This is a genomic window from Streptomyces sp. NBC_00178, assembly GCF_036206005.1.
Taxonomy (GTDB): domain Bacteria; phylum Actinomycetota; class Actinomycetes; order Streptomycetales; family Streptomycetaceae; genus Streptomyces.
Map to the genome: position 1 here is coordinate 2,907,602 of NZ_CP108143.1, position 24,597 is coordinate 2,932,198.

A 24,597-nucleotide genomic window follows, 5' to 3' on the forward strand; every position below is an offset into this window, starting at 1 on the left:
CGGCCGGCCCGGCCCGGAACCCCTCCCGGCAGGGCCGTACCGTGTCCGCGTGGACGACGACGCGGTCACACTGACGGCCGGTGCACTGCTCCTGCGGCCCTGGCACCCGGCCGACCTGCCGCACGTGCTGTCGGCGTACGACGATCCGGCGATGCGGCGGTGGCTCAGGACCCAGGTCCCCGACGCCGGGGAGGCCGCGCGCTGGATGGCGGTCCAGCGGGAGGGGTGGGCGGCCGGCACCCGGTTCAGCTTCGCCGTGACCGACACGGACCGGGGCGGGGAGATCGTCGGCAACCTCGCCCTCAACCGCCCCGTGCCCGGCGCGGAGACCGCCGTGGCGGGCTCCTGGACGGCGGGCTACTGGACGGCGGCCTCCGCGCGCGGCCGGGGCGTGGCCCCGCGTGCGCTGGGGGCGCTCACCGACTGGGCGTTCGCCACCTTCGCGCAGGACGGGCTCCGGCGCCTGGACCTCTTCCACGAGGCGGGCAACGAGGCGTCCTGCCGCGTCGCCGAGAAGTCCGGCTTCCCGATGGCCGAGGCGGTGCCGGCCCGGCCGCCGCGGTATCTCCGGGGCGGCCACCGGCACTCCCGCGCGGTGGTGCTCAGCCCTGCGGCGGACCGTCGTGCAGGATCCGCTGGAACATCCGGTGGTCCTGCCACGCCCCGTTGATGTGCAGATAGCGCGGCGCGGTGCCGTAGAGCTCGAATCCGCATTTGGCCAGCACGCGTTGGGAGGCGACGTTGTCCAGGACCGTTCCCGCCGCGATGCGGTGCAGTCCGAGCTCGTCCCGGGCCAGTTCGCAGACCCGTGTGACGGCGGTCGTGGCCAGGCCGCGTCCCGCGCGGTCGACGTCGATCCAGTAGCCGAGCCTGGCGTTGCGGAACGGCCCGCGCTCGATCGACGCGAGCGTCATCGACCCGATGACGCGGTCGTCCTCGTCGGCCAGCACCCAGGACATCGCGCGCCCCGCGTCCCGGTCCGCGAGCAGCCCGGTCAGCCGCTGCGCCTGGCCCTCGGGGGTGTAGAAGGAATCCGGGCGCACGGGCTCCCAACGCCGCATGTAGGCGCGGCTCCGGGTCAGGGTCTCGGCGAAGGATTCCGCGTCGTCCAGGGCCGCGGGCCGCATGTGGACGCCGTCGGCCAGCGGGTGGGTGTCGTTGGTCATGCCCGCACGCTAGTACGCCCGTCAGGAGCCGTCGCACGTGCCGTCCGCCGAGGGGTCCAGCGCCAGGCGGTAGCCGCGTTTGACGACCGTCTGGATGAGCCGCGGCACCCCGAGTGCCGTACGCAGCCTGGCCATCGCCGTCTCCACCGCGTGCTCGTCGCTGCCGCTGCCGGGCAGCGCGCGCAGCAGGTCGGCGCGTGAGACCACCCAGCCCGGTCTGCGGGCCATGCTGTGCAGCAGGGCCATGCCGGCCGGCGGCACGGGGCGCAGGACTCCGTCGACGAGCACGGCGTGGCCCCGGATCTCGACCGTGTGCCCGGCGAGGGGGAGGACGCGGGCGCGCGCGGGCAGCCGGCCGCAGAGCACCTGGACGAGCGGCCCCAGGCGGAAGCGTTCCGGCTGGACGGTGTCGATGCCCTTCGCCTGCAGGGGCAGCGCCGTGACCGGTCCGACGCAGGCCGCCAGGACGTCGTGGCCGAGGGCGTCCAGCACCTCGGGGAGGATGCCGCGGGTCTCGGCCCTGTTCAGGTACGAGGCGGCGGCGGGGGCGCTGGTGAAGGTCAGCGCGTCCAGGGAGCGGGCGACCGTGGCGTCGAGCATGCGGTCGAGCGGGGCGATGTCCTCCGGGGGCATCCACCGGTACACGGGTACGCCGACGACCTCGGCACCCGCCGCCCTGAGCGCCTCCACGAAGCCGGGCAGCGGTTCGCCGTGCAGCTGGAGTGCGACCCGGCGCCCGGAGACACCTTCGTCCAGCAGCCGGTCCATGACCTCGGCCATGGACTCCGACAGCGGCGACCACGCCTCGGTGAGCCCTGCGGCCCGGATGGCGCCCTTGACCTTGGGGCCGCGCGCGAGCAGTTCGACGCCCCTCAGCAGGTCGAGCAGCCGATCGCCGATGCCCCATCCGTCGGCGGCCTCCACCCAGCCCCTGAAGCCGATGGCGGTGGTGGCGACGACGACGTCGGGGGCGTCGGCGATCAGTTGCTCGGTGGCGGCCAGGAGTTCGCTGTCGTCGGCCAGCGGCACGATCCGCAGGGCCGGCGCGTGCAGGACCGACGCACCCCTGCGCGTGAGGAGCGTCCCCAGCTCCTCGGCGCGACGGGCTGCGGTCACCCCGACCGTGAAGCCCGCGAGGGGCCCGTGCTGTGCGTCGTCGTCCTGCATGGCGTGATACCCGGCTCTCGTCCCGCTGCTGCTCGGTCGTGCGGAGGACCGAGACTGTCAACACCGCGTGACGGTCTCGGTTCTCCCGTATTTCCCGCCCGTTACGTCGTACGTCGCTGCGTGGCCATCCTCACACCTCCGCGTAGCCGAGCCGGGGCTTCGTGGCGGCCACCGCCGCCGTCCGCCGAAGGTATACCGCCCACGTGAGGGTGAAGCAGACCGCGTAGAAGAGGAGGAAGGCGGTGAAGGCGGCCGTTCCGCTGCCCGAGGTCTGGAAGGACTGGCGGAACGCCAGGTTGATCGCGAGTCCGCCCAGCGCCCCTACCGCGCCGATCAGCCCCATGGCGGCGCCCGACAGCCGGCGGCCGTGGGCCGCCGCCTCCTCGCCCCGGAGTCCCTTGGCGATGCCCTGCGCGTGGAAGATGCCGGGGATCATCCTGAACGTCGAACCGTTGCCGAGCCCCGTCAGGACGAACAGCGCGATGAAGCCGACGAGGAACACCGCCAGTGACTCGATGCCGGAGGCGTAGACGACGACACCGGTCGCGGCGGCCATCGCGGCGAAGTTCCACAGGGTGATCCGGGCGCCGCCGTACCGGTCGGCCAGCCATCCGCCCGCGGGCCGGATCAGCGAGCCGAGCAGCGGGCCGATGAAGGTGAGGGACGCGGCCTGCAGCGGGGTCCGGCCGAACTGCGTCTGGAGGACGAGGCCGAAGGCGAAGCTGTAGCCGATGAAGGAGCCGAAGGTGCCGATGTAGAGCACCGACATGATCCAGGTGTGCGGCTCGCGCACGGCCTGGAGCGCGGCCCCGGTGTCGTTCTGCACGGGCCTGAGGTTGTCCATCCGCAGGACGGCGCCGAGCGCGGCGACGACGATCAGCGGCACGTACACGCCGAGCACGATCCGCGGGTGCGCGGCACCGGCCGTGCCGATCACGAGCAGGCCGGTCAGCTGGACGACCGGTACGCCGATGTTGCCGCCGCCCGCGTTGAGGCCGAGGGCCCAGCCCTTCTTCCGCAGCGGGAAGAAGGCGTTGATGTTCGTCATGGACGAGGCGAAGTTGCCGCCCCCGATACCGGTGAGCGCGGCGACGAGGAGGAACGTGGTGTAGGAGGTGCCGGGCTCCATCACCACGAAGGCGGCGACGGTCGGCGCGAGGAGCGACAGGGCGCTGAAGACGGTCCAGTTGCGGCCGCCGAAGACCGCGACCGCGAAGGTGTACGGCACCCTGACGATCGCGCCGACGAGGGTCGCCGTGGAGATGAGGAAGAACTTCCCGGCCGGGTCGACCCCGTACTCCGGGCCCATGAACAGGACCATGACGGACCACAGGGACCAGACCGAGAACCCGATGTGCTCCGAGAGCACGGAGAACCACAGGTTGCGGCGGGCGGTCCGCTCGCCGGTCTCCCGCCAGAACGTCTCGTCCTCCGGCTCCCACTTCTCGATCCAACGACCGGCCATCGCGTGCCTCCACAGGGGTCGGGGTGCTGTGCGTCCGACGCTAGGGAGCGCGCGTTTCGGCGCGGTGCCGTGAGGTGACCGGTGCGCAACCTTGCTCTCACTCGGACACCGGCGGTGCGGTGAGCCCCGTGGCCGGCCCACCGCACCCGCCGCGGCCCCTCAGGCCTTGCGGGCCCGCCCCGGCCCGCTCGGCCACAGCCGCGGCCGGCGCTTCGCGGCGACGTCCTCGACCCAGCCGAACGCGACGATCGCGAGCCCGATCAGGGGCCAGACCGCGAACAGGACCAGCACCTCGTACGACTGCTCGATGTACGTGCCGAACGTGTCGCCGAACCACGGGACGGCCCACAGCTCGTCCACCAGGTGCGCCGCGGGGATCAGCAGCAGGTTGTGCCAGAGGTAGATCGTCACCGCCCTGTTGTTGGCCAGGGTCACCAGACCGTCCCATCCGGCGAGCCTGCCGGGGAGTTTCTGCCACGACGGGGCGTAGACCAGGAGGACCGCGCAGAACCCGAGGGACCAGGTCGCCTGGGCGAGCGGGATCTCGTCGAGGTTCCAGCCCTCCTCGGTGAGGTGGCCGGAGGCCCACCACAGGCCGAAGCCCATCACGATGGTCGCGGACGACACCGCGATGTAGCGCGGGACCTCCTTGAGCAGACCGTCGTTGTGCGCGAAGCCCAGGATCCAGCAGGAGCCGAACACCGCGAAGTCGAGCAGCCCTTCGCCGAACGTGCCGGGCACCGTCACGAGCCCGGTGCCGATCACGGCGGTGAGGGCGACCGGTGCGAGCAGCGTGACCCACGGCAGCCTGCGGAACGCCTTGAGCAGCAGGGGCGAGGCGAGCACGAACAGGAGGTAGGCGCGGATGTACCAGAGCGGGCCCGCCGCCTGGTCGGCCCAGCTCGTCTCCAGCCATCCGCCGGCCGAGCCGTTCTCCTCCGGATACGGGGGTGAGCCGAGCGGGAGGACGTAACTGCCGAGCTTGACGAACCACCACAGCCCCTCCTCCCGGACGGGCTTCCAGCTCAGCGCGAACATCACCGGTACGACGACGAGCGAGAACGCCCACATCGGGGGGAGCAGACGGCGCAGGCGGCCCCGGACGACACCCGCCGCCGGGCGGGCCAGCGAGCGCGCCATCAGCGACCCGGCCAGGGCGAACATCACGCCCATGGACGGGAAGAGGACGGTCAGCCAGGCCCAGCCGAAGAGGTGGAAGACCACGACACGGACGAGGGCGACGGCCCTGAGCAGGTCGAGGTACCGGTCACGGCCGGGCTTGGGCGGGGCGGCCGGGGCCCCGTCCGCGGCGCCGGGCGTCCGCTCCGGTGTCACCGCCGGGGCGGGGGCCGGGTGGGCCCGGGCGGCGGGGGGCGCGGGCAGCGGCGCCGTGTAGGTGGCGCCGGCGTGCGCCGGACGGGCGCCGGCCTGCGCGGGCGCCCACCGGTCGTCGCCGGGCGGGGGCGGCCAGGAGCCGTCGTCGTAGGAGTCCTGCCGGGGTCGGTCCGGAGAGGTCATGCCACCGGCCTCCGGTCCCTGTCGGACTCCGTGCGGCGCACCTGCGTGCCCCCGGGCGCCTCCACCACACCGGTCCGCCGCAGCTTCTGCCAGCGCAGCCGGCCGCCGGTCAGAGCGGTGATCCAGGACTGGAGCAGCACGACGTACATCAGCTGCCGGTAGAGGACCTGCTGGAGGGGAAGGGAGATCAGGTGGGTCATGCGTTCCTTGTCGAGCCGGAAGGCGTACGCGGCGCAGACGGCCTGCACCAGAAGGACCCCGAACCAGGCCACGACCGTCTTCCCGGTCGGCCCGAAGACCACCCCGTACAGGAGGAAGACGTCGATGAGCGGGGCCAGCAGCGGGGCGACGACCATGAACAGGGAGACGAAGGGCAGTCCCACGCGCCCGAAGCGGCCCGACGGCCCCCGTTCGACGACGGCGCGGCGGTGCTTCCAGATGGCCTGCATCGTGCCGTACGACCACCGGTAGCGCTGCGACCACAGCTGCTGCACGGACTCCGGGGCCTCGGTCCACGCGCGGGCGTTCTCGGCGTAGACGACGCGCCAGCCGTCGCGGTGCAGGGCCATGGTGACGTCGGTGTCCTCGGCGAGGGTGTCCTCGCTCATGCCGCCGACGCGGTCCAGCGCGGTCCTGCGGAAGGCCCCGACCGCACCGGGGATGGTGGGCATGCAGCCCAGGAGGTCGTACATGCGGCGGTCGAGGTTGAAGCCCATGACGTACTCGATGTGCTGCCAGGCGCCGATCAGCGAGTCACGGTTGCCGACCTTGGCGTTGCCTGCGACGGCGCCGACCCGGGAGTCGGCGAAGGGCTGCACGAGTTCGCGCACCGTGGAGGGCTCGAACACCGTGTCGCCGTCCATCATCACGACGATGTCGTAACGGGCGTTCGCGATGCCGTTGTTGAGGGCCGCGGGTTTGCCGGAGTTGCGCTGGCGCAGGACGCGGACGTTCGAGATGTGCATCGCGTCGACCAGGTCGGCCGTGCCGTCCGTCGAGCCGTCGTCGATGACGATGACCTCGATCGGGTAGTCGCTGGCCACCAGCGACCTCACGGTGGCCTCGATGCACTCCCGCTCGTTGTACGCGGGGACGAGCACCGAGACGGGCCGGGTGAACGGTTCGCCCCAGCTGAAGTCCCTGCGGCGCACCTTGCGCGCGTGCAGGAAGGAGAGCAGCAGCATCAGCCCGAAGCGGACCATCACCAGGACGCCGATGACGGCGAGCCCGACGACGAGGACACCGGTGACGTTCTCGGAGATCTCGACGGCCCCGACGAACGCCTTGCCCTTCCAGAGCGCGAGTCCGGTGACCGGGGTGTGCGCGCTGGGGGCGCCGAGCGCCGTCGTGAGGTTGGTGAAGTCGTAGCCGCGCGCCTGCATCTGTGGCAGGAACTTCCCGAGGGCGGTGACGGTCTGGGACCGGTTGCCGCCCGAGTCGTGCATGAGGATGACGGCGCCCTTGCCGTTCCTGGGCGTGGCGCGCTCGATGATCGCCTCGACGCCGGGGCGCTTCCAGTCCTCGCTGTCCGTGTTGTTCACGACGGTGAGGTAGCCGCGGCTGCCGATGTACTGCGTCACCGGCCAGGACTCGTTGTCCATGGCGTCGGCGAACGAGGAGTACGGCGGCCGGAACAGGGACGTCCGGATTCCGGCGGCCCCCGCCAGCACCAGCTGGTTCTGGGACAGCTCCCAGTCGATGCGGCTGGTGGACTGGAAGGACAGGTCGGGGTGGTTGAAGGTGTGCAGCCCGACCTCGTGGCCCTCGTCGACCATCCGCTTGACCAGGCCCGGGTAACGCGAGGCCATGGTGCCGGTGACGAAGAAGACCCCGTGCGCGTGCTGCTTCCTGAGCTCGTCCAGGACCCGCGGGGTCCAGACGGGGTCGGGGCCGTCGTCGAAGGTCAGGACGATCTTGTGATCGGGTATGCGCAGCGTCTCGGCGGGCCGGCCCTTCTTCCGGGCGTCGATGACGGGGCCGCCTTCGAGGACGCCGTCGGGCACCTGGGAGGTGGGAGCGGGCGGCTGGATGCGGTGGTCGGCGAGGATCTCGCTGTGCACGTATCCGCGCAACATGAGCATGGCGAGCAGGGCCACAAGGAGGAGCGACGGAAGCAGATAGCGCATGGGGAGCCTGCGCCGGACGGTCCGCTTCTTCTTCCGGTTGTGCCTGCCCCGCGGGGCGGGGGTCGTCATCTACTGAGCGCCTTCTTGTGGTTGCACCGTGGACTGGGTCGGGTCCGGGGACGCCGGCGGGCTCTCCTCGACGGGCGGGGCGACCGTGGCCGGCGCCGACGTCTCGCCGGCCGGCGGCACGGGGGCCGAGTTGCCGGGAGCGGGAGCCGAAGAGGTGTTGCTCCGGGGAGGCTTCACGGACGCGGACGCGGAGGCGCTCGCGCCGGGAGCGGCCGTCATCACACCGGAGGCGGAGGCGCCCGGCGACGGAGTCGCGCCGGGGACGCCGGCGACCGTGGCGGGCGCACCGGACGGCGTGGCCCCCGGGGCCACGACCGGGACGGTCTCCTTGCTCGGCGCCGGCCGGACCTCGGCCTTCTCCGCGCGTTTGTCGTCCTGCCCGGAGAGCGGCAGCCAGGGAGCGCTGGAGTTCCCGCCGAGCACGGCGACGACCAGCGTCACCGCGTACACGGCGCAGATCGCGGCGAGCACCCAGCCCACGCGCCGGTAGGTCTTGCTCCGGCGCCCGCTCTCGTCGACGAACACCGGGCCGTCGGCAGGAACCGGCGGGCCGGGTTCGACGGGCAGTTCGGAGAGCTGACGTCCTAGTCCGTCGAGCTGGACGGTGACGTCGTTCGGCTCATGGGTATGCCCGGTTCGGGTACCTTCACGCCAATTTTCCACAGGTGTTGCCACTTCCCCCACTCAATGAAGCAGGCGCGCGGGAATGACTGGAATCTTGCCAACGAACAGGGCCCCCACCCCGTCCGTGCATCACTGGTCACCGCGCACCCGAAGCACCGAATGTAGCGCACGCCGACCTTGGAGATGCCGGATATCGTCTGTTGTTCATGAACGGTGGCGCATGAGGGACGCATCGGTTCCGGGGAGCCACGAATCAGATGGGCGCACCATCCATCCTTCCGTCGCAGCCAGTTCGGCCACTGCCGCACGCAGCGCGGCCAGTCCCGGGTGGTCGGCGCCCTTGCGCCACACCATCAGGAGAGGGGACAGCGGCACGGGACGCACGAGGGGGCGCAGAACCGTTTCAGGCAGGGGCGGAAACCCGGCCACGGCCAGCACGGGGTTGCCGGTCTTCGCCATGACCCGTTGAAATTCGGCCACTCCCACCGCGAGCGGAGCGGGCGGAGCCAGCACGACGTCCCACTCCGCGAAAAGCAGCGCCGCGAGGTCCGTCCACTCCAGCGTGCGCGTATTGCCCGCCCCCGCGTAGACGGTTTCACCGGCCAGATCGCTCATGGCGACCGACTCGTGCCCGGCGAGCGGGTGATCGCGGGGCAGGAGAACGGCCATCGGCTCGTACCGCACGGGCTGTACGCCCAGTCCGGCCAGCACCGCGGGGCTCAGCCCGGCGGCCCGCCCGAAGGACACGTCGAGCCGGCCGGCGAGCACTTCACCGGCCGCGAAGGTGAGCCCGCTCTCGAAGCGCGCCATCAGCTCGCACTCCGGCGCGAGCTCCCGCGCGCGGGCCAGGACCCGGGCGGCGGTCATCCCGTCGGTGTTCAGATCGACGAGCAGCGGCCGGTCCTCGGGGCCCGAGAAGGCGGCCGTCAGTCCGGCGTGGGCCGCGAGCACCCGACGGGCGAGGGGAAGCAGCCGCTCCCCGTCCCCGGTGAGCGACACCTGCCGGGTGGTACGCACGAAGAGCTCACGCCCCAGCTCACGCTCCAGCCGGCGGATGTCCCGGCTCAGCGCCTGCTGCGCCACGAAGAGACGGGCTGCGGCACGGGTGAAGTGCAACTCCTCGGCCACGGCGACGAAGGAGCGCAGGAGGCGGGGGTCGGTGTCCTGGGCCGGCACGCGCCCAAATTACAACAGGAATGCGTGAATGGGCCCCGAGCAGGTGTTGGACGTTCCGGGGCACCGGCCCGGAGGCTGGACACGTGCCCCACGAAACCGCCGACCCGTCCACCACGGCGTCCCCCGCCGGCCTCGCCGACCCGTCCAGCACGGCGTCCCCCGCCGACCCGTCCAGCACGACAGCCACCGCCCCGTTCTCCGCCGGGGCGGGCAATCCCTACGTCCGCCTGCTCGCCACCCCCGGCGCGCGGGCCTTCACCGCGGGCAACCTCATCGCCCGGCTGCCCATGGGGATGTTCAGCGTCAGCGCCGTCATCATGATCGCCGCAGCCCACGGTTCGTACGCCCTGGCCGGGGCCGTGACCGCGACCGGGCTGGCAGCGACAGCCGTCGTCGCCCCGTGGACGGCCCGGCTCGTCGACCGGTACGGGCAGGCGCGGACAGCCGTACCCGCCACCGCCTTCGCCGCGCTCGGCTCCGTCGCACTGTTGCTCTGCGTGCACTACGACGCACCGGTCTGGACGCTCTTCGCCTCCTACGCCGCCACCGCGACCACACCCAACACCGGCGGCATGTCCCGGGCCCGCTGGGCCCATCTGCACCGGGGTGATCCGGCGGCCCTGCACACCGCGAACTCCTTCGAACAGGCCGTCGACGAACTGTGCTTCATGCTCGGCCCGGTTCTCGCCGCCTCCCTGTGCGCGGCGCTCTTCCCGGAGGCCGGCACGCTCACCGGGGCGGTCCTCCTGATGACCGGCGTCCTGGTCTTCGCGGCACAGCGCGCGACGGAGCCGCCGGTGGCGCCCCGCGCCCGGGCCGCCTCCCCGCTGCGCACCCCGGGGGTGCCCGCACTGCTGGCCGTCTTCCTCGCGACGGGGGCGGTGTTCGGTGCCATGGAGGTCGTCTCCATCGCCCACGCGGGAGGTGCGATCCTCGCCCTCCAGGCGGGCGGCTCCTGCGTCGCCGGACTGCTGTACGGCGCGCTGCGCCCCACCGGGCCCGCTCGCCGCAGACTGCTGCTCTGCCTCGCCGGCATGACGCTCCTGATGTCCCTGCCGCTCGTGGCCGCGTCGGCCACGGACTCCCTGCTCGTCCTGGCCGGCGCACTGCTGGCGGCCGGGGCGGCCACCGCGCCCACCATGGTCACCGGCATGACCCTGATCCAGCGCCTCACACCGCCCGCGCAGCTCAACGAGGGCATGACGCTCGCCGTCACCGCACTGCTGGGCGGGATAGCGGCGGGCTCGGCCACGGGAGGCTGGGCGGTGGAGCACGCCGGAACGACGACGGGCTACGCGGTACCCCTGTGCGCGGCGGCCCTGGCCCTGGCCCTGGCGGTCGCGGCGGCCGGCACCCGCAGGGCCTGAGCGCAGGGAAACGAAAAACGAGGACCCCGTCACCGAATGGCGACGGGGTCCTCGTTCACATGGGAATTGTGGAGATGGCGGGAATCGAACCCGCGTCCAACGGTGCAGAACCAGGGCTTCTCCGAGTGCAGTTCGCTGCGCTTTTCTCGGCCCCGGAGGTCACGCGAACAAGCCTCCGACAGGCCCAGTCACTGTTAGATTTCCTTCAGAGCCCCGTGACCGGGCTCAGAAGTTTAGATCCCTAGTTGATGCCAGGATCCGGGTCGGGACCAACCCCGGGCTGACACTCCGCAGAGTCTTCGCTTAGCTGCTAATTAGGCAGCGAGGGCGAAGGCGGAGGAATCGCGCTTAGAAGTGGCGATTATTGTTTGCGACATATGGTTTACGAGATCATTGTCGCTTCCTCGACTCGCTTCCCCTGCCTCGACATCCGCTGTCGAAACCGATCATCCCCATGTTGATTTTTCAATCCACGCACCTTCGCTGAGGTGCATGGCCCATCGTACGTGACCGACGTCCACGGATGCCACCGTATTCCGGTGACCCCTGGGCCGGCACCCCGGCTAGCCCTGGCGCTGCCGCCGGCGGGCCGCCGCGATCGCGCGGTTCGTCTCCCGCGTGTCCTGCTTCTCGCGGAGCGTCTGGCGCTTGTCGTACTCCTTCTTGCCCTTCGCCAGCGCGATCTCGACCTTGACCCTGCCGTCCTTGAAGTACAGGGCGAGCGGCACGATCGTGTGGCCGGTCTCCTGCGACTTGGACTCCAGCTTGTCGATCTCGGCCCGGTGCAGGAGCAGCTTGCGCTTCCGCTTGGCCGCGTGGTTGGTCCAGGTGCCCTGCACGTACTCGGGGACGTGGATGTTGTGGAGCCACGCCTCGTGGTCGTCGATCTGGACGAAGCCGTCGACCAGCGACGCCCTGCCCATCCGCAGCGACTTGACCTCCGTGCCCATGAGCACGAGACCGCACTCGTAGGTGTCGAGGACGTGGTAGTCGTGCCGCGCCTTCTTGTTCTGCGCGATCATCTTGCGCCCGGTGTCTTTTTCCTTGGCCATAGTGCGGTCATTTTCGCACTACGACCCACCCCCGAGGCCACTCAATACCGTCTCGCCCCGCTGCTGGGCCTCCGGGCCCGCCCCGACGTCCGGCGTGATGCCGCTCCCCTCGACGCTCCGGCCCGCGGGGGTGCGGTAGTGGCCGACGGTGAGCTCGGCCACCGAACCCCCCGGCAGCTTGCTGGGCATCTGCACGGAACCCTTGCCGAAGGTGCGCGACCCGACGGTCACCGCCCGTCCACGGTCCTGCAGCGCACCGGTCAGCAGCTCCGCGGCGCTCATCGTCCCGCCGTCCACCAGGACGACGACCGGCCGCTCGGTGTCCCCGCCCGGCTCGGCGTACAGCGCGCGCTGATCCCCGTGCACGTCGTAGGTGGCGACGAGCCCTCCGTCCAGGAAGGCGGAGGACGCGGTCACCGCCTCGGTGACCAGCCCGCCGGAATTGGCCCGGAGGTCGAGGAGGATGCCGGCGTCGCCCGGGGCGTCGTCCACCGCGTCGCGGACCGCCGTGCCCGCCCCCTTGGTGAAGGCGGCGACCTTGATCAGTACGGCGGCGGAGGGGCTCGGGCCCAGCCTGCGGACGCTGACCGGGTGCGTGGTGAGCCTGGCCCGGCGCAGCTCCGCGCTCCAGGTGTGGCCCCGGCGGCTCAGGCCGAGGACCACCGGCGTCCCCTCGGCCGCCCCCGTGCGGTCCCCGCGCAGCAGCGCCACGACCTCGGCGACGGGGCGCTTGCCGACCGGGCGGCCGTCGACCGTGCGCAGCACGTCGCCCTTGCGCACGCCCGCCCGGTCCGCTGGACCGCCCGGCTGGACACCCGTGACGGTGACGTCCCCGTGGGACGACCGGCGGGCGGAGACGCCCACCCCGGTGTACGAGCCGTCCAGGGACCGCTCGAAGTCCTCGTACTCGCGCTCGTCGTAGACGGCGCCCCAGCGGTCACCGCTGCGGCTGACGACCTCCTCGGCCGCGTCCTTGCCCGACTTGCCGTCGGCCTCGGCGTCGGCGACCGCCGCGGCGATCTCCTCGCGGTCCACCGGCCCGACGGTGGAGGAGACCGCGCGGGTCGCCATCTCCGTGCCCGCCTCACCGTCGCGGGGCAGTGACCCCGTCGCCGCCGCCGTGGCCAGCACGCTCGCGAAGACCAACGTCAGGGCCGCCCCGCGGCGGAGACCGCGGGGTTCCAGGTGGTGCGCAGGGCCCGGCATGTGGCCGAGTGTAGGACAACGCCCCGCGGGCACACGGCTCGTTGGCCGCATGCCGCACGGGGCGCTCGTCACACCTTCAGGTACTTGCGCAGGGCGAAGAGAGCCGCCACTGCGGGCATCAGGAGCCCGATCGCGATCACGAGGGGCAGCTTCGTGAGGACCGCGTCCCACCCTATGAACTCGATCAGGTTCAGCTTCTCCTGCAGCGCGAGACCGCCGTCGATCAGGAAGTAGCGGGCGGCGAGCAGGATGACGCAGGCGAGCACACCGCCGATGAGGCCGGCGAAGGCCGCCTCCATGATGAACGGCATCTGGATGTAGAAGCCCGAGGCCCCCACCAGCCGCATGATGCCGGTCTCGCGTCTCCGGCTGAACGCCGAGACGCGGACGGTGTTCACGATCAGCATCAGCGCGATGATCAGCATCAGCGCCATCAGGAAGACGGCGGCCACGTTCATGCCGTTCATCAGCCCGAAGAGGTTGTCCAGGATGCTGCGCTGGTCCTGTACGGACTGCACCCCGTCACGGCCGGCGAAGGCCGTCGCGACGACCTTGTACTTCTGCGGATCCTTGAGCTTGACCCGGAACGACTCCTGCATCTGGTCCGGCGTGATGTTGCCGGCCATCGGAGAGTCGCCGAACTGCTCCTGGTAGTGCTTGTACGCCTCGTCGACCGTCTCGAACTGGACCGGCTTCTCGACGACGTCCATCTTCTCGAGATCGGCCTTGATCTGCGTCTTCTGCTCGGCCGTGACGGCACCCTTGGCGCACTTGGGCACGTCCTTGGCGTCGTTCTTGTTGCAGAGGAAGATCGAGACGTTGACCTTGTCGTACCAGTAGGTCTTCATCGAGCTGACCTGCTCGCGCATCAGCAGCGCGCCGCCGAACAGGGCGAGCGAAAGGGCGACGGAGACCACGACGGCGAAGGTCATCGTGAGGTTGCGCCGGAGACCGACGCCGATCTCCGACAGGACGAACTGGGCGCGCATGGCGTCCTTTCAGTACTCGATTCTCGTGCAGGTGCCCGGTGGGGGCGGCAGCCGGAGGGCGTTGTCCCTCAGTGCTGGTAGCCGTAGACGCCACGCGCCTGGTCACGTACGAGGCGGCCCTGCTCGAGCTCGATGACGCGCTTGCGCATCTGGTCGACGATGTTCTGGTCGTGGGTCGCCATGATCACGGTCGTGCCGGTCCGGTTGATCCGGTCCAGCAGCTTCATGATGCCGACGGAGGTCTGCGGGTCGAGGTTGCCGGTCGGCTCGTCCGCGATCAGCAGCATGGGACGGTTGACGAAGGCCCGGGCGATCGCCACACGTTGCTGCTCACCACCGGAGAGTTCACCGGGCATCCGGTCCTCCTTGCCCCCGAGACCGACGAGGTCGAGGACCTGGGGCACGGCCTTGCGGATCTCGCCGCGGGGCTTGCCGATGACCTCCTGCGCGAAGGCGACGTTCTCGGCGACGGTCTTGTTGGGCAGGAGCCGGAAGTCCTGGAAGACCGTGCCCAGCTGGCGGCGCATCTGCGGCACCTTCCAGTTGGACAGCCGCGCGAGGTCCTTGCCGAGCACGTGGACCATGCCCTGACTGGCGCGCTCCTCCCGGAGGATGAGACGCATGAAGGTGGACTTGCCGGAGCCGGAGGAGCCCACCAGGAAGACGAACTCGCCCTTCTCGATGTCGAGTGAGACGTCCCGGAGAGCTGGACGGCTCTGCTTCGGGTAGGTCTTGGAGACGCTGTCGAATCGGATCACGAATGCACCACGGTCGGCCGGGGGTAGGTGAGCGTGACCATACGCGAACCAGGCTCGGGCGTGCAGTCGGCGTCCGTCAATGGGGGATTTGTGACGGAAAGCGGCCAGGAACGAAACGGGTCGTGCCGGACCTTGTCCGGCGGGCCGCGCCGAAACCGTCCCGAGCTGGCACAGTGGTAGGGGAACAGTTGCGTTTCCCGGAGCGTTGTGCGGAGAGCACGGAAATGCGGCTCCGCCGCGCGGGAGGAGGACTGCGCATGACCTATGACCGATTGGTGTGCGCGAACTGCGCGTCGCCCGTGGCCGAGGGGCGCTGCCCCGTCTGCCGGGCGAACCGGGAGCGCATGCAGGAGCAGGGGCCGTTCGCGGGCCTCAATCCGGCGATGCTGATCGCCCTGATGGTGATCCTGGTGGCCGCGCTCGCGCTGCTGGCGCACCAGGCCATCTGACACCCGCACCGCGGCCCACGCCCGCCCAGGAGGCTCTGAGGGGCGCCCGAGGCCGCTGGAGCGGTTCACGGACACGAAAGGGCCCGGGAAGGCCGTGTCGGCTCTCCCGGGCCCTTCACCGTGCGTGTGCGGACGTCAGGCGGTGGTGCGACCGCTGCCGGCCAGACGCGGCAGGATGCGGAAGCCGATGCCGCCGGCGATCATCGTCGCCGCGCCGACCAGCAGGAAGGTGGTCTCGGCCGCGCCGGTCTCGGCCAGCTCGTCCTTGCCCTTGCCCTGCTCGACCGGCTGGTTGCCGGCACTGTCCGTGTCGGTGTTGTCGGCGCAGGCCGCACCGTCGAGGTCGACGGTGCAGGTGCCGGCGCCGCCGTCGGTGCCGCCGTCCCCTCCACCGGTCACGGAGCCGGTGCTCCCGCCGTCGGTGCCACCGTCGGTGGTCCCGCCGTCGGTCCCGCCGTCCGTGGTGCCGCCGTCGGTCGTCCCACCGTCCGTGGTCCCACCATCGGTCGTCCCACCGTCCGTGGTCCCACCATCGGTCGTCCCACCGTCCGTGGTCCCACCATCGGTGGTCCCACCATCGGTCGTCCCACCGTCGGTCGTCCCACCGTCCGTGGTGCCACCGTCGGTCGTCCCACCGTCCGTGGTGCCACCGTCCGTGGTGCCGCCGTCGGTCGTCCCACCATCGGTGGTGCCACCGTCGGTGGTCCCGCCGTCGGTGGTCCCGCCGTCGTCGACACCGCCGGCCCCGGCACCGCCGTCGGTCGTCCCACCGTCGGTGGTCCCGCCGTCGGTCGTGCCACCGTCCGTGGTCCCGCCGTCCGTGGTCCCGCCGTCCGTGGTCCCGCCGTCGGTCTCACCGATCACTCCGGCGTCCACACCGATGGTGATGCCGACGGCCTGGGCGGCGCCCGCCGCGGTGAGCGAGGCGCCTGCCGCGATAACCGCGCCCGCGGCTATGCGCGCGACGCGTACTCGCGTCTTCTTCGTCATCTGTTGCTACCCCCAGTAGCTGATCTCGTCGATGGAGCAGCCGTATGCGGTCCTCGGCCCTGCGGGGTCACGCTCTCCGCGGGGCCACGCCGTACCGTGGTCATCCCGCCCTCCCCCGGCCGCGCCTGTCCCGGACATACGCGTGCTGTCCTAGCACCCTGTCCAGGGATAAGGACTACGTCAAGGCGGTTCCGGTGGTATTCGCGGTGTTATAGGGGCCCTTGACGGCTATTCAGGGGTGCGACTGTGACCCATTCACCACAACTTTCCCGCAGTCCGTGGTTCCGCCTCCGCATACGCGAAGAGCCCGGGCATCCCCTGCCCGGGCTCAACCACCGTACGGATACGGCTACTTCTCGCTCTGCTTGCGCCAGCGGATACCGGCCTCCACGAAGCCGTCGATCTCGCCGTTGAAGACCGCTTCGGGGTTGCCCATCTCGAATTCCGTGCGCAGGTCCTTGACCATCTGGTACGGGTGCAGGACGTACGACCGCATCTGGTTGCCCCAGGAGTTTCCGCCGTCGCCCTTGAGCGCGTTCATCTTCGCCTGCTCCTCCTGGCGGCGGCGCTCGAGGAGCTTCGCCTGGAGGACGTTCATCGCGGACGCCTTGTTCTGGATCTGCGAGCGCTCGTTCTGGCAGGAGACGACGATGCCGGTGGGCAGGTGGGTCAGGCGCACCGCGGAGTCCGTGGTGTTGACGCCCTGGCCGCCGGGACCCGAGGAACGGTAGACGTCCACGCGGAGTTCGGACTCGTCGATCTCGACGTGGTCCGTCTGCTCGACCACGGGCAGCACCTCGACACCCGCGAAGGAGGTCTGGCGACGGCCCTGGTTGTCGAAGGGCGAGATGCGGACGAGCCGGTGGGTGCCCTGCTCGACGGAGAGCGTGCCGTAGGCGTACGGGACCTCGACGGCGAAGGTGGTCGACTTGATGCCGGCCTCCTCGGCGTACGCCGTCTCGTAGACCTCGGTCTTGTAGTTGTGCCGCTCGGCCCAGCGGAGGTACATGCGCTGGAGTTTCTCCGCGAAGTCCGCCGCGTCGACGCCGCCGGCCTCGGCCCGGATGGTCACCAGGGCCTCCCGGGCGTCGTACTCGCCGGAGAGGAGCGTGCGGACCTCCATCTCGTCCAGCGCCTTGCGGACCGACTGCAGCTCGGACTCCGCCTCCGCGAGGGCATCCGCGTCGCCCTCGTCCTCGGCGAGCTCGAAGAGCACCGCGAGGTCGTCGATGCGGCCGCGCAGCGCCTCGGCCTTGCGGACCTCGGCCTGGAGGTGCGAAAGCTTGCTGGTGATCTTCTGTGCCGCCTCCGGGTCGTCCCAGAGGGACGGGGCCGCCGCCTGCTCCTCGAGCGCGGCGATGTCAGCCCTCAGCGCATCGAGGTCCAGGACGGCCTCGATCGACCCCATGGTCGAGGAGAGGGACTTCAGCTCTTCGGAAATATCGACGACTGCCACGGGTCCAGCCTAACGGCTGGACGAGTGAACCTGGCCCTCCCCCGGATCCGGCCCGGCACGGAGCCCGGTCTCAGGGGGTCGCGGGCGCCGAATTCCGCGTGTCCTCGGGGGCCGACCCGGTGTCGTCGCCGCCGATGGCCAGCCAGCCGCCGACACCCAGGGCCGCGCACAGGGCGACCACGGCGACACCGAGGGTGATCCTGCGCTTGCGGACGGCCGCAGACCTGTTCCGGGCGGACCCGGGGCGGGGCCGGCCCGGGGCACGCGGCGCGCGGGCGGTGCCGAGGGGGCCGCCCGCCAGTTCGTCGGGCCCGGGTACGCGCATGCTCGTGTGGGTGTCCCGGTTGGAGTCGGGGCTCGACCCGGGCACGAGCGGGACCGCGCCCCGGCGGCGCGGCTCCTCGGCGGCCGGGGCGTAGGGCTGCTCGTCGTAGGCCTGCGGCTGCTCGGTGTCCGGCTCGTCGACGTCGAGCGGGGGTATCCCCGACAGGAGCGGGAGCAGCGCGCGCAGGCCGGCGGCGAGCTCGGACGCGCGCAGGCGGGAGGCGGGAGCCTTGGCCAGGCACTGGACGAGGAGCTGCCAGAGCTCCTCGGGGATGCCCGGCAGCGGCACGACCGTCTCGGTCACGTGGCGGCGCAGGACGGCCCCGGGATGCCCGCCGCCGAAGGGGGTGAAGCCCGCGAGGAGCTCGTAGAGCACGGTCGCGAGCGCGTAGATGTCCACGGCGGCGCGCGGCGGGAGGCCTTCGACGATCTCGGGAGCCAGGTAGTCCGGCGTGCCGATGATCTTGGTGGCCTTCGTACGGCGGGGGGTGTCGATCAGCTTGGCGACGCCGAAGTCGGTCAGCAGGGCGGGGTGCGAGCCGCCGGGGCCGGCCGGGCCCTCCATGTCGAGCAGGATGTTCTCCGGCTTGACGTCGCGGTGCACGACTCCGGCGCGGTGGGCGGCGGCGAGGCCGTCGGCGACGTCGGCGATGATCGCCACCGCGGCCTCGGGTGCGAGGCGGCGCTCCCGGTCCAGACGGGTGCGCAGGTCGGTGCCCCGCACGAGGTCCATCACCAGGGCCAGGTCGGTGCCGTCCACCACGAGGTCGCGGACGGCGACGACGTGCGGATGGCCGAGTCCGAGCAGCGCGGTGCGCTCCTGCACGAAGCGGCCCACGAGCTCCTGGTCGGACGCGAGGTCCTCGCGGAGCAGCTTGATGGCGACCGGACCCTCGGGCCCCTCACCGAGCCACACCGTGCCGGCGCTGCCACGCCCCAGGATCTGGTGCGCGGTGTACCGGCTGCCGATATTCCGTGCCAAGACTGCTCCCTCAGCGGCTGGCGTTGACCCCCCGGTCGACAAAGTTACGCGGCGATCGGGGGGTCGCGTGCCCTGGATGGCGCCAACCTTCACTTCTGCGGGCGAATTGACCCCGCGGAAGTCGACAAAGACACAGGCAGGGGCGGTCTACTGGCCGGTGGAACCGCTGGAGCTGCCCGAGCCGCCCCCCAGGTCCTCGAACCACTTGGTGACGTTGTCGATGCCGTCCCCTATGGCGCTCCAGAAGCTCTGTCCCTGGGCGACCCAGTCCTGAAGCGGCGTCAGCTCCCAGATGAGCCAGGCGGCGACGATCAGCAGCACCACCGAGAACAGGCATCCCTTGAGGCAGCCGAGCCCCGGGATGCGCATCGGGTTGGCGCTGCGCTGCCTCGGCCGGCGCGGCTCCGGCGGCTGCGGCGCGGGGCGCTGCTGCGGCGCGTACTGCTGCCGCTGGGGCTGCTGCTGCGGCTGGCTGTAGCGCTGGGGCTGCTGCTGCTGCTGCGGCGGGTACTGCTGGTGCTGGGGGCGCTGCTGACGCTGGGGCTGCTGCTGCGCCTGCGGCGGCTGCTGCTGGCGCTGGGGGCGGCGGCGCAGCGGGTCCTGGCTGGGGTCGAGGTACTGGACCTGCGTCTGCTCGTTGCGGTCGCGGGCCGCCCTGAGCTGGGACTGCCAGGGGTGCGGCTCGTCGGGCCGCGGAGGGCCGTCGGGGTGCGGCGGCACGGGCGGCATCATCGCCGTCGGATCGGCCTGGCCGGCCGGCCCCCCGGTCTGCTGCATGACGCTGGTCGGGGCGGCCGGGTCGTAGGAGCCCGCGTTGCCGGGCAGCACCTGCGTGAGGTCCGCGGCGCCGGGGATGTCCGGTACGGCGGCGGGGGCCGGGTCGGGGGCGAGCAGGGCGCCCACGCCCTCGGCTGCGGCGATCTGGGCCGAGTTCGCGTGCACTCCGACGCCGGCGCCGACGGTGCGCAGCGCGCGGGCCAGGCTGACGGCGCTGGGCCGCTGGCCGGGGTCCTTGCGCAGGCAGCGCTCGATGACCGTCCACAGCGGCTCCGGCACGTTGCCGGGGCGCCGGGGCTCCTCGCTGAGGTGCCGGTGCAGGACTTCGAGTGCGGAGCCCCCGGCGAACGGCGGGCGGCCGGTGACCAGCTCGTACAGCAGGATGCCCGCGCCGTAGATGTCCACGGCGGAGGTCTGGGGGCGGCCCTCGGCGGACTCGGGCGCCACGTACGCCGGGGTGCCGACGAACTCGTGGGTCCGGGTCAGCCCCGGGGAGTCCGCGAGACGGGCGATGCCGAAGTCGGTGAGCATCGGGTGCATCTCGCCGTTGCGCTCGTCGAGGAGCACGTTGGCCGGCTTGAGGTCGCGGTGGACCACGCCGTCGGCGTGGCTGGCGGCGAGCGCGTCCGCGATCTGGGCCGTGAGCAGCGAGGCCGCGACCGGGGTGAGCGGGCCGTTCTCGCGCAGGTAGCGGTGCAGGTCGGGGCCGTCGACCAGGTCCATCACCAGGGCGAGGAGATCGCCCTCGACGACGAGGTCCCGGGTCCGGACGATGTTCGGGTGGGTGAGCCGCAGCAGCACGGAGCGCTCGCGCAGGAACCGCATCACGACGTCCGCGTCGTTGGCCAGCTCCTCCTTGAGCACCTTGATCGCAACGGTCTCGCCGGGCTGCCCGGCGACGGCCGCCTCGGCGCCCGCGGTCTCCCGCTGGCGGGCTCGCCAGACGGTGCCCGTGGCGCCGCGTCCGAGCGGCTCCTCGAGCAGGTACTTGCTGCCTACCGGCCGCACGTCATGCGCTCCCTGCTGATCGTTGTGCCGGCGGTACCCCCGGTCCCGCCCGGATATCCCGGCCCACTCTAGTGCCGCGGTACGGGGCACCGGCCGGTCGTCCTCCGGTCGTGTTCGAGGGAAGACGCCGACACGGAAGAGTTGGTTGCCGAACGAGTGTGCAGCACGTCCCGGGCAGGACCAAGCAGGCACTTTTGCACCCGTACTCGGCCAATCAAGATCACTTAGCGGTCACCCCCGGGCGTGTTGTCAGCGGCAGGTGCGAGGATGCCAGCAGCACGGAACCGTGTGGTCGCGAGACTCACGTTCCGTGACGACCTGTACCGGACGACGCGTCCGTGCCGGGTGGGGGGAATCACAGGGCGGCTCCCCCTGCCGGCACCCCGCGCAGAAGGGACCGCTGACGCGATGCAGATCCGGCTGACCGTCCTCGCGCCGCGCAGCGGCCAGACCCCGCCGCGCGCCTGCGACGTGCTCGTCACCGCCCCCGCGGGGACGGCCCTCGCGGCCGTGGCCTCCGGGCTGGCCACCGCGGTGTCCGGCCCGGAGGGATCCCTGGGCGGCGGTGCCACCGTGCTGTACGCGGGGCGCGACCGCCTGGACCCGCAGCGCTGCGCCCTCGGCGAGCCGCCCCTGGTCGACGGCGCCGTGCTCTCCCTCCAGGTGCCCGGTGAGGACGAGGCGGCCGACGACGCCGTCCCGGCGCGGCTGCACGTGATCGCGGGCCCCGACGCCGGAGGGGTCCACCTGCTCCACGGCGGGCAGATCCGCATCGGCCGCTCCGCGGAGGCCGACGTCCCGCTGGACGACCCGGACGTGTCCCGCCTGCACTGCGCGGTCACGGTCTCCCGGGACGGCCGGGTCTCGGTGTCCGACCTGGGCTCCACCAACGGCACCTCGCTGGACGGCGCGGAGGTCGGCGGGCGCCCGGTGCCGCTGCTGCCGGGCGCCCTGCTGCGGCTCGGCGAATCCACGCTGCGGCTGACCTCCGGCACCCGCACGCCCGCGCTCACGACGACACCGGACGGCGAAGGCCACCTCCGGGTCGCCCGGCCCGACGCCGGCGCCGCCCACGGCCCGGACGGGCCGGGAGCCGGCTCCGACGGGGAGACGCACGGCTACAGCGCCGCACCCTCGGGGCGGAGCGCCCACGACCCGTTCGGCGAAGGCCCGTCCGGCCATGACGCCCACCTCGACGGCGCCCACGGGCACGGCGCCGGCCTCACCCCCGGCGGAGCCACCAGACGGGGCGGCATAGGGGCCTGGGCCCGGCGCCTCGCCGGCGGCAGGGCCGAACCGGGCCCGGAGGCGTCCCACGACGCGGGGCGGGCCGACGACGCCACCGCCGCGCACACCTTCCCGGCCCCCTCCCCCTCTCCCTCGGCCCCGGCCGGGACCTGGCCCGACCCCGCGACCGTGCTCCTCACGGCGCTCGGTCCCGGCCCGCGCCTGTGGGAGCGCGGCACCGCGCACCCCGAGGCCATGGTCGTACGGCTGGGCACGACCGAGCGCGCGGACCTGCCCGCCGTTCCGGTCACCGTGGGACTCCGCGAAGCGGGCTCGCTCGGCCTCGCCGGGCCCCGCGAGAGGCTGTCCGGGCTCGTCCGCTCGACCGTGGCGCAGCTCGCGGCGCTGCACTCCCCGTTCGACCTGGAGATCGTGCTCATCAGCGCGGACCGCGCCCGGAGCCCGGAGGAGCGGCGGCGCGAGTGGTCCTGGCTCGGCTGGCTGCCGCACCTGCGCCCCATGCACGGCCAGGACTGCCGGCTGCTCCTCGCGTACGACCGCGAGCAGGCCGCCGCCCGCGCGGCGGAGCTGACCCGGCGCGTGGAGGAGGGACCCCTGGGCTCCGGCTGGGCCAGCGCGGACCGGTCCGCGGTGGCCGCGGCTGCCCGCCGGCACACCGGGCCGCGCACCGTGGTGATCGTCGACGGCGACCCCGGATCAGCGTCGCTGCGCGAGACCACCGCGGCGCTCGCGGGCTCCGGTGCCGCTGCCGGCATCCACCTGATCTGCCTGGCCGAGACACCGGCCGCCTCCCCCACCTCCCCGGTCACCGCGACCTACGACAGCGCCTGCCGGGCCTCGATCGCCTTCCGCGAGTGCGGTGCGGTGGCCCTGCTGAGCGGTGATGTGGCGACCGCGCTGCGGCTGCTGCGCACGGCGGGCGGCCAGGCCGCGGGACACGGCACCGTCGCCGCGGTGGACGCGGTCTCGGCCGCCTGGGCCGAGCGGTTCGGGCGCGCGCTGGCACCGCTGCGGGACGAGGGCTCCGCGTCCCTGACCGGCCGGCCGATGGCCGCGGCCGCTCTGCCCCCCTCCGCCCGGCTGCTGGACGAGCTGGGGCTCGCCCGGGCCACCCCCGCCTCCCTGATGGCCCGCTGGGCCTCCACCGCGGAGGACCAGCCCGGCGCGACGGTGCGCGTGGCCACGACGCCCGGCGCCGACCTGGACCCGGCCGGCTCCGGCCGCACCCTGAGCACGGGCCCGCGGGTCGGTGCCCCCCGCGAGTCCCCCGAGCACACCCCGTTCCGGGGCGGCGGGGCGACCAGCTCCGGCGCGGGCGGCTCCGCCTACCCGGCGGGCTCCGGCGGCGGTGCTTCCCCCCGGATCGGCGCCCAGCGGCGCGACAGCGGCGCCGCCGCGCCCTCCTCGCACTACGCGGGCCGTCCCGTGCTCGTGCTGGGCGCCGGCCCCCGGGGCCCGCTGTCCGTGGACCTGGCCGACGAAGGACCGCACCTCCTGGTCGAGGGCCCCGTCGGCAGCGGCCGTACGGAGCTGCTGCGCGCCGTCGCCGCCTCCCTGGCGTCGGCCGCCCGTCCCGACCGGCTCGGCATCCTCCTGATCGACGGGGCGGGCGGCGAGCACGGGGAGCGCGGCGAGGGCCTGCGCCCGTGCACGGAACTGCCCCACGTCTTCACCCACCTCGTGGCCTCGGACCCCGTCCGGATGCGGGAGTTCGCCCAGGCGCTCGGCGGCGAGCTGAAGCGCCGGGCGGAGCTGCTCGGGGACCTGGACTTCACCGACTGGCACGCGCGGTACGAGGAGTCGCGGGCACCGCAGCCCGGCCGGCGGCCCGCCGGTGCCGTGGAACAGCGCGGCGACCTCGACACACCCGCGGGCGGCACCCTGCGGCTTCGGCCCGCCTCGGCCCGCCCCGTGGACCCGGGTCCCTCCCCGCTGCCCCGGCTGGTCGTGCTGGCCGACGACTTCGACGCCCTGGTCGCCCCGGCACTCGGCAGCCCCGGCCGCCCGTCCGCCGGGTCGGTGGTGCGCGTGCTGGAGGCCGTCGCCCGGGACGGCGGGCGTCTCGGCGTCCACCTGGTCGCGACGTCCGCCCGTCCCGACCGCACCGAGGACACCGAGCTGGCCCGGGGCGCCCGGCTGCGCATCGTGCTCGACCCGCCGGTCGTCCCCCCGTCCCCGGACGAGGCCGCGCCGGGCCGCGGGCGGCTGGGCCATCCGGACGGCAGGGTCACTCCGTTCCAGGGCGGCCGGGTCACCGGCCGGATCCCGCGCACGGCGACGCAGCGCCCCACCGTCGTGCCGCTGGAGTGGGAGCGGATGGGCGATCCCCCCACACGTCGGCCCGTGCGTGAGCTGGGCAACGGCCCCACGGACCTGGCTCTTCTGGCCAGCGCCCTGGAACGGGCCGCCCGTTCCGTGAACGCCGGGCGGCTGCCTCCGCTGCTCCCGCACTCCTGACGGTCCCGGCCGGCCGCCGGGCCCACGCCGTCCGGCACCTCGCCACGCCCTCCGCCGATCGCGGACGTTCCTCCACGAGGCTGTTTCGTCATGACGTCACGAGCCCATCACGATCACCGAGTTGAGGGCGAAGACGGTATTGCGGCACCGGTGCGCCGGGCGTAGGACTGTGCGCACGGACGACGTGAACCGGGCCCCGGCGGGAGACGTGAACGACACTGCG

At 72.6% G+C, this 24,597-nt stretch carries 19 protein-coding genes and 1 other RNA gene; 4 read left to right on the forward strand and 16 right to left on the reverse strand.

Going from position 1 to position 24,597, the window contains the following annotated elements:
• Positions 1 to 49: 49 nt before the first annotated feature.
• On the forward strand, positions 50 to 670 hold the full coding sequence (locus tag OHT61_RS12510; RefSeq protein ID WP_329037834.1) for a GNAT family N-acetyltransferase: 621 nt from the start codon (positions 50 to 52) through the stop codon (positions 668 to 670).
• Here OHT61_RS12510 and OHT61_RS12515 read toward each other — a convergent pair.
• From OHT61_RS12515 to OHT61_RS12545, 7 genes are all read right to left on the reverse strand, one after another.
• Positions 603 to 1,166 (reverse strand): GNAT family N-acetyltransferase, encoded by a 564-nt coding sequence (locus OHT61_RS12515; protein WP_329037836.1) that lies wholly within the window; start codon positions 1,164 to 1,166, stop codon positions 603 to 605. The genes OHT61_RS12510 and OHT61_RS12515 overlap by 68 nt on opposite strands.
• Positions 1,167 to 1,187: 21 nt before the next feature.
• Positions 1,188 to 2,333 (reverse strand): uroporphyrinogen-III synthase, encoded by a 1,146-nt coding sequence (locus OHT61_RS12520; protein ID WP_329037837.1) that lies wholly within the window; start codon positions 2,331 to 2,333, stop codon positions 1,188 to 1,190.
• Between the two features lie 130 nt (positions 2,334 to 2,463).
• Positions 2,464 to 3,798 carry a nitrate/nitrite transporter gene (locus OHT61_RS12525; RefSeq protein ID WP_329037839.1) on the reverse strand — a complete coding sequence of 445 codons (1,335 nt, stop codon included), beginning with the start codon at positions 3,796 to 3,798 and terminating at the stop codon, positions 2,464 to 2,466.
• A 159-nt stretch (positions 3,799 to 3,957) separates the two neighbouring features.
• A complete protein-coding gene (locus tag OHT61_RS12530; RefSeq protein ID WP_329037840.1) occupies positions 3,958 to 5,316 on the reverse strand; it encodes an acyltransferase family protein in 1,359 nt (452 codons plus the stop codon).
• A complete protein-coding gene (locus OHT61_RS12535) occupies positions 5,313 to 7,511 on the reverse strand; it encodes a glycosyltransferase (protein ID WP_329037841.1) in 2,199 nt (732 codons plus the stop codon). The genes OHT61_RS12530 and OHT61_RS12535 overlap by 4 nt, the downstream gene beginning before the upstream one ends.
• Positions 7,512 to 8,174 carry a hypothetical protein gene (locus OHT61_RS12540; protein WP_329037842.1) on the reverse strand — a complete coding sequence of 221 codons (663 nt, stop codon included), beginning with the start codon at positions 8,172 to 8,174 and terminating at the stop codon, positions 7,512 to 7,514. It lies immediately after the preceding gene.
• Between the two features lie 165 nt (positions 8,175 to 8,339).
• Positions 8,340 to 9,311, reverse strand: a complete 972-nt coding sequence (locus OHT61_RS12545; RefSeq protein WP_329037843.1) for a LysR family transcriptional regulator — start codon at positions 9,309 to 9,311, stop codon at positions 8,340 to 8,342.
• Positions 9,312 to 9,394: 83 nt separating this feature from the next.
• Here OHT61_RS12545 and OHT61_RS12550 point away from each other — a divergent pair, with 83 nt between their 5' ends.
• Entirely contained in the window at positions 9,395 to 10,678 is a 1,284-nt protein-coding gene (locus tag OHT61_RS12550; protein ID WP_443049416.1) for an MFS transporter, read from the forward strand.
• 66 nt (positions 10,679 to 10,744) lie between these two features.
• Here OHT61_RS12550 and ssrA read toward each other — a convergent pair.
• The 5 genes from ssrA to ftsE form a co-directional block, all read right to left on the reverse strand.
• Positions 10,745 to 11,132, reverse strand: a transfer-messenger RNA (tmRNA) gene (gene ssrA, locus OHT61_RS12555).
• 109 nt (positions 11,133 to 11,241) lie between these two features.
• Positions 11,242 to 11,730, reverse strand: coding sequence for an SsrA-binding protein SmpB (smpB, locus tag OHT61_RS12560; protein ID WP_329037844.1), 489 nt, complete (start codon positions 11,728 to 11,730; stop codon positions 11,242 to 11,244).
• An 18-nt stretch (positions 11,731 to 11,748) separates the two neighbouring features.
• Positions 11,749 to 12,936, reverse strand: coding sequence for a S41 family peptidase (locus tag OHT61_RS12565; RefSeq protein ID WP_329037846.1), 1,188 nt, complete (start codon positions 12,934 to 12,936; stop codon positions 11,749 to 11,751).
• A 68-nt stretch (positions 12,937 to 13,004) separates the two neighbouring features.
• The gene (gene ftsX / locus OHT61_RS12570; protein ID WP_329037848.1) at positions 13,005 to 13,925 is read right to left on the reverse strand and encodes a permease-like cell division protein FtsX; all 921 of its coding nucleotides are present in this window, start codon (positions 13,923 to 13,925) and stop codon (positions 13,005 to 13,007) included.
• A 68-nt stretch (positions 13,926 to 13,993) separates the two neighbouring features.
• Positions 13,994 to 14,683 (reverse strand): cell division ATP-binding protein FtsE, encoded by a 690-nt coding sequence (gene ftsE, locus OHT61_RS12575; protein WP_327118012.1) that lies wholly within the window; start codon positions 14,681 to 14,683, stop codon positions 13,994 to 13,996.
• Between the two features lie 257 nt (positions 14,684 to 14,940).
• Between ftsE and OHT61_RS12580 the strand changes: the two genes are divergently transcribed.
• The gene (locus tag OHT61_RS12580) at positions 14,941 to 15,132 is read left to right on the forward strand and encodes a hypothetical protein (protein WP_329037852.1); all 192 of its coding nucleotides are present in this window, start codon (positions 14,941 to 14,943) and stop codon (positions 15,130 to 15,132) included.
• A gap of 135 nt (positions 15,133 to 15,267) precedes the next feature.
• Here OHT61_RS12580 and OHT61_RS12585 read toward each other — a convergent pair whose 3' ends face one another.
• The 4 genes from OHT61_RS12585 to OHT61_RS12600 all read right to left on the reverse strand — a co-directional run bounded on the left by OHT61_RS12585 (position 15,268) and on the right by OHT61_RS12600 (position 20,669).
• Positions 15,268 to 16,122 (reverse strand): hypothetical protein, encoded by an 855-nt coding sequence (locus OHT61_RS12585; protein WP_329037854.1) that lies wholly within the window; start codon positions 16,120 to 16,122, stop codon positions 15,268 to 15,270.
• A 349-nt stretch (positions 16,123 to 16,471) separates the two neighbouring features.
• Complete coding sequence (gene prfB, locus OHT61_RS12590; RefSeq protein WP_329037855.1) at positions 16,472 to 17,578, reverse strand: peptide chain release factor 2; 1,107 nt, start codon at positions 17,576 to 17,578, stop codon at positions 16,472 to 16,474.
• A 70-nt stretch (positions 17,579 to 17,648) separates the two neighbouring features.
• Positions 17,649 to 18,884, reverse strand: coding sequence for a serine/threonine-protein kinase (locus tag OHT61_RS12595; RefSeq protein ID WP_329037857.1), 1,236 nt, complete (start codon positions 18,882 to 18,884; stop codon positions 17,649 to 17,651).
• Positions 18,885 to 19,031: 147 nt separating this feature from the next.
• Positions 19,032 to 20,669, reverse strand: a complete 1,638-nt coding sequence (locus tag OHT61_RS12600; RefSeq protein ID WP_329037858.1) for a serine/threonine-protein kinase — start codon at positions 20,667 to 20,669, stop codon at positions 19,032 to 19,034.
• A gap of 408 nt (positions 20,670 to 21,077) precedes the next feature.
• Between OHT61_RS12600 and OHT61_RS12605 the strand changes: the two genes are divergently transcribed.
• Positions 21,078 to 24,374 carry an FHA domain-containing protein gene (locus tag OHT61_RS12605; RefSeq protein WP_329037859.1) on the forward strand — a complete coding sequence of 1,099 codons (3,297 nt, stop codon included), beginning with the start codon at positions 21,078 to 21,080 and terminating at the stop codon, positions 24,372 to 24,374.
• Positions 24,375 to 24,597: the final 223 nt, after the last annotated feature.

What these genes read in the sequence shown, in the direction of transcription:
- OHT61_RS12535 (WP_329037841.1), bottom strand. Translation starts at nt 7,511, where the DNA reads ATGACGACCCCCGCCCCGCGGGGCAGGCACAACCGGAAGAAGAAGCGG.
- ftsX (WP_329037848.1), bottom strand. Translation starts at nt 13,925, where the DNA reads ATGCGCGCCCAGTTCGTCCTGTCGGAGATCGGCGTCGGTCTCCGGCGC.
- OHT61_RS12525 (WP_329037839.1), bottom strand. Translation starts at nt 3,798, where the DNA reads ATGGCCGGTCGTTGGATCGAGAAGTGGGAGCCGGAGGACGAGACGTTC.
- OHT61_RS12520 (WP_329037837.1), bottom strand. Translation starts at nt 2,333, where the DNA reads ATGCAGGACGACGACGCACAGCACGGGCCCCTCGCGGGCTTCACGGTC.
- OHT61_RS12585 (WP_329037854.1), bottom strand. Translation starts at nt 16,122, where the DNA reads ATGACGAAGAAGACGCGAGTACGCGTCGCGCGCATAGCCGCGGGCGCG.
- OHT61_RS12515 (WP_329037836.1), bottom strand. Translation starts at nt 1,166, where the DNA reads ATGACCAACGACACCCACCCGCTGGCCGACGGCGTCCACATGCGGCCC.
- OHT61_RS12565 (WP_329037846.1), bottom strand. Translation starts at nt 12,936, where the DNA reads ATGCCGGGCCCTGCGCACCACCTGGAACCCCGCGGTCTCCGCCGCGGG.
- smpB (WP_329037844.1), bottom strand. Translation starts at nt 11,730, where the DNA reads ATGGCCAAGGAAAAAGACACCGGGCGCAAGATGATCGCGCAGAACAAG.
- OHT61_RS12580 (WP_329037852.1), top strand. Translation starts at nt 14,941, where the DNA reads ATGACCTATGACCGATTGGTGTGCGCGAACTGCGCGTCGCCCGTGGCC.
- OHT61_RS12605 (WP_329037859.1), top strand. Translation starts at nt 21,078, where the DNA reads ATGCAGATCCGGCTGACCGTCCTCGCGCCGCGCAGCGGCCAGACCCCG.
- OHT61_RS12530 (WP_329037840.1), bottom strand. Translation starts at nt 5,316, where the DNA reads ATGACCTCTCCGGACCGACCCCGGCAGGACTCCTACGACGACGGCTCC.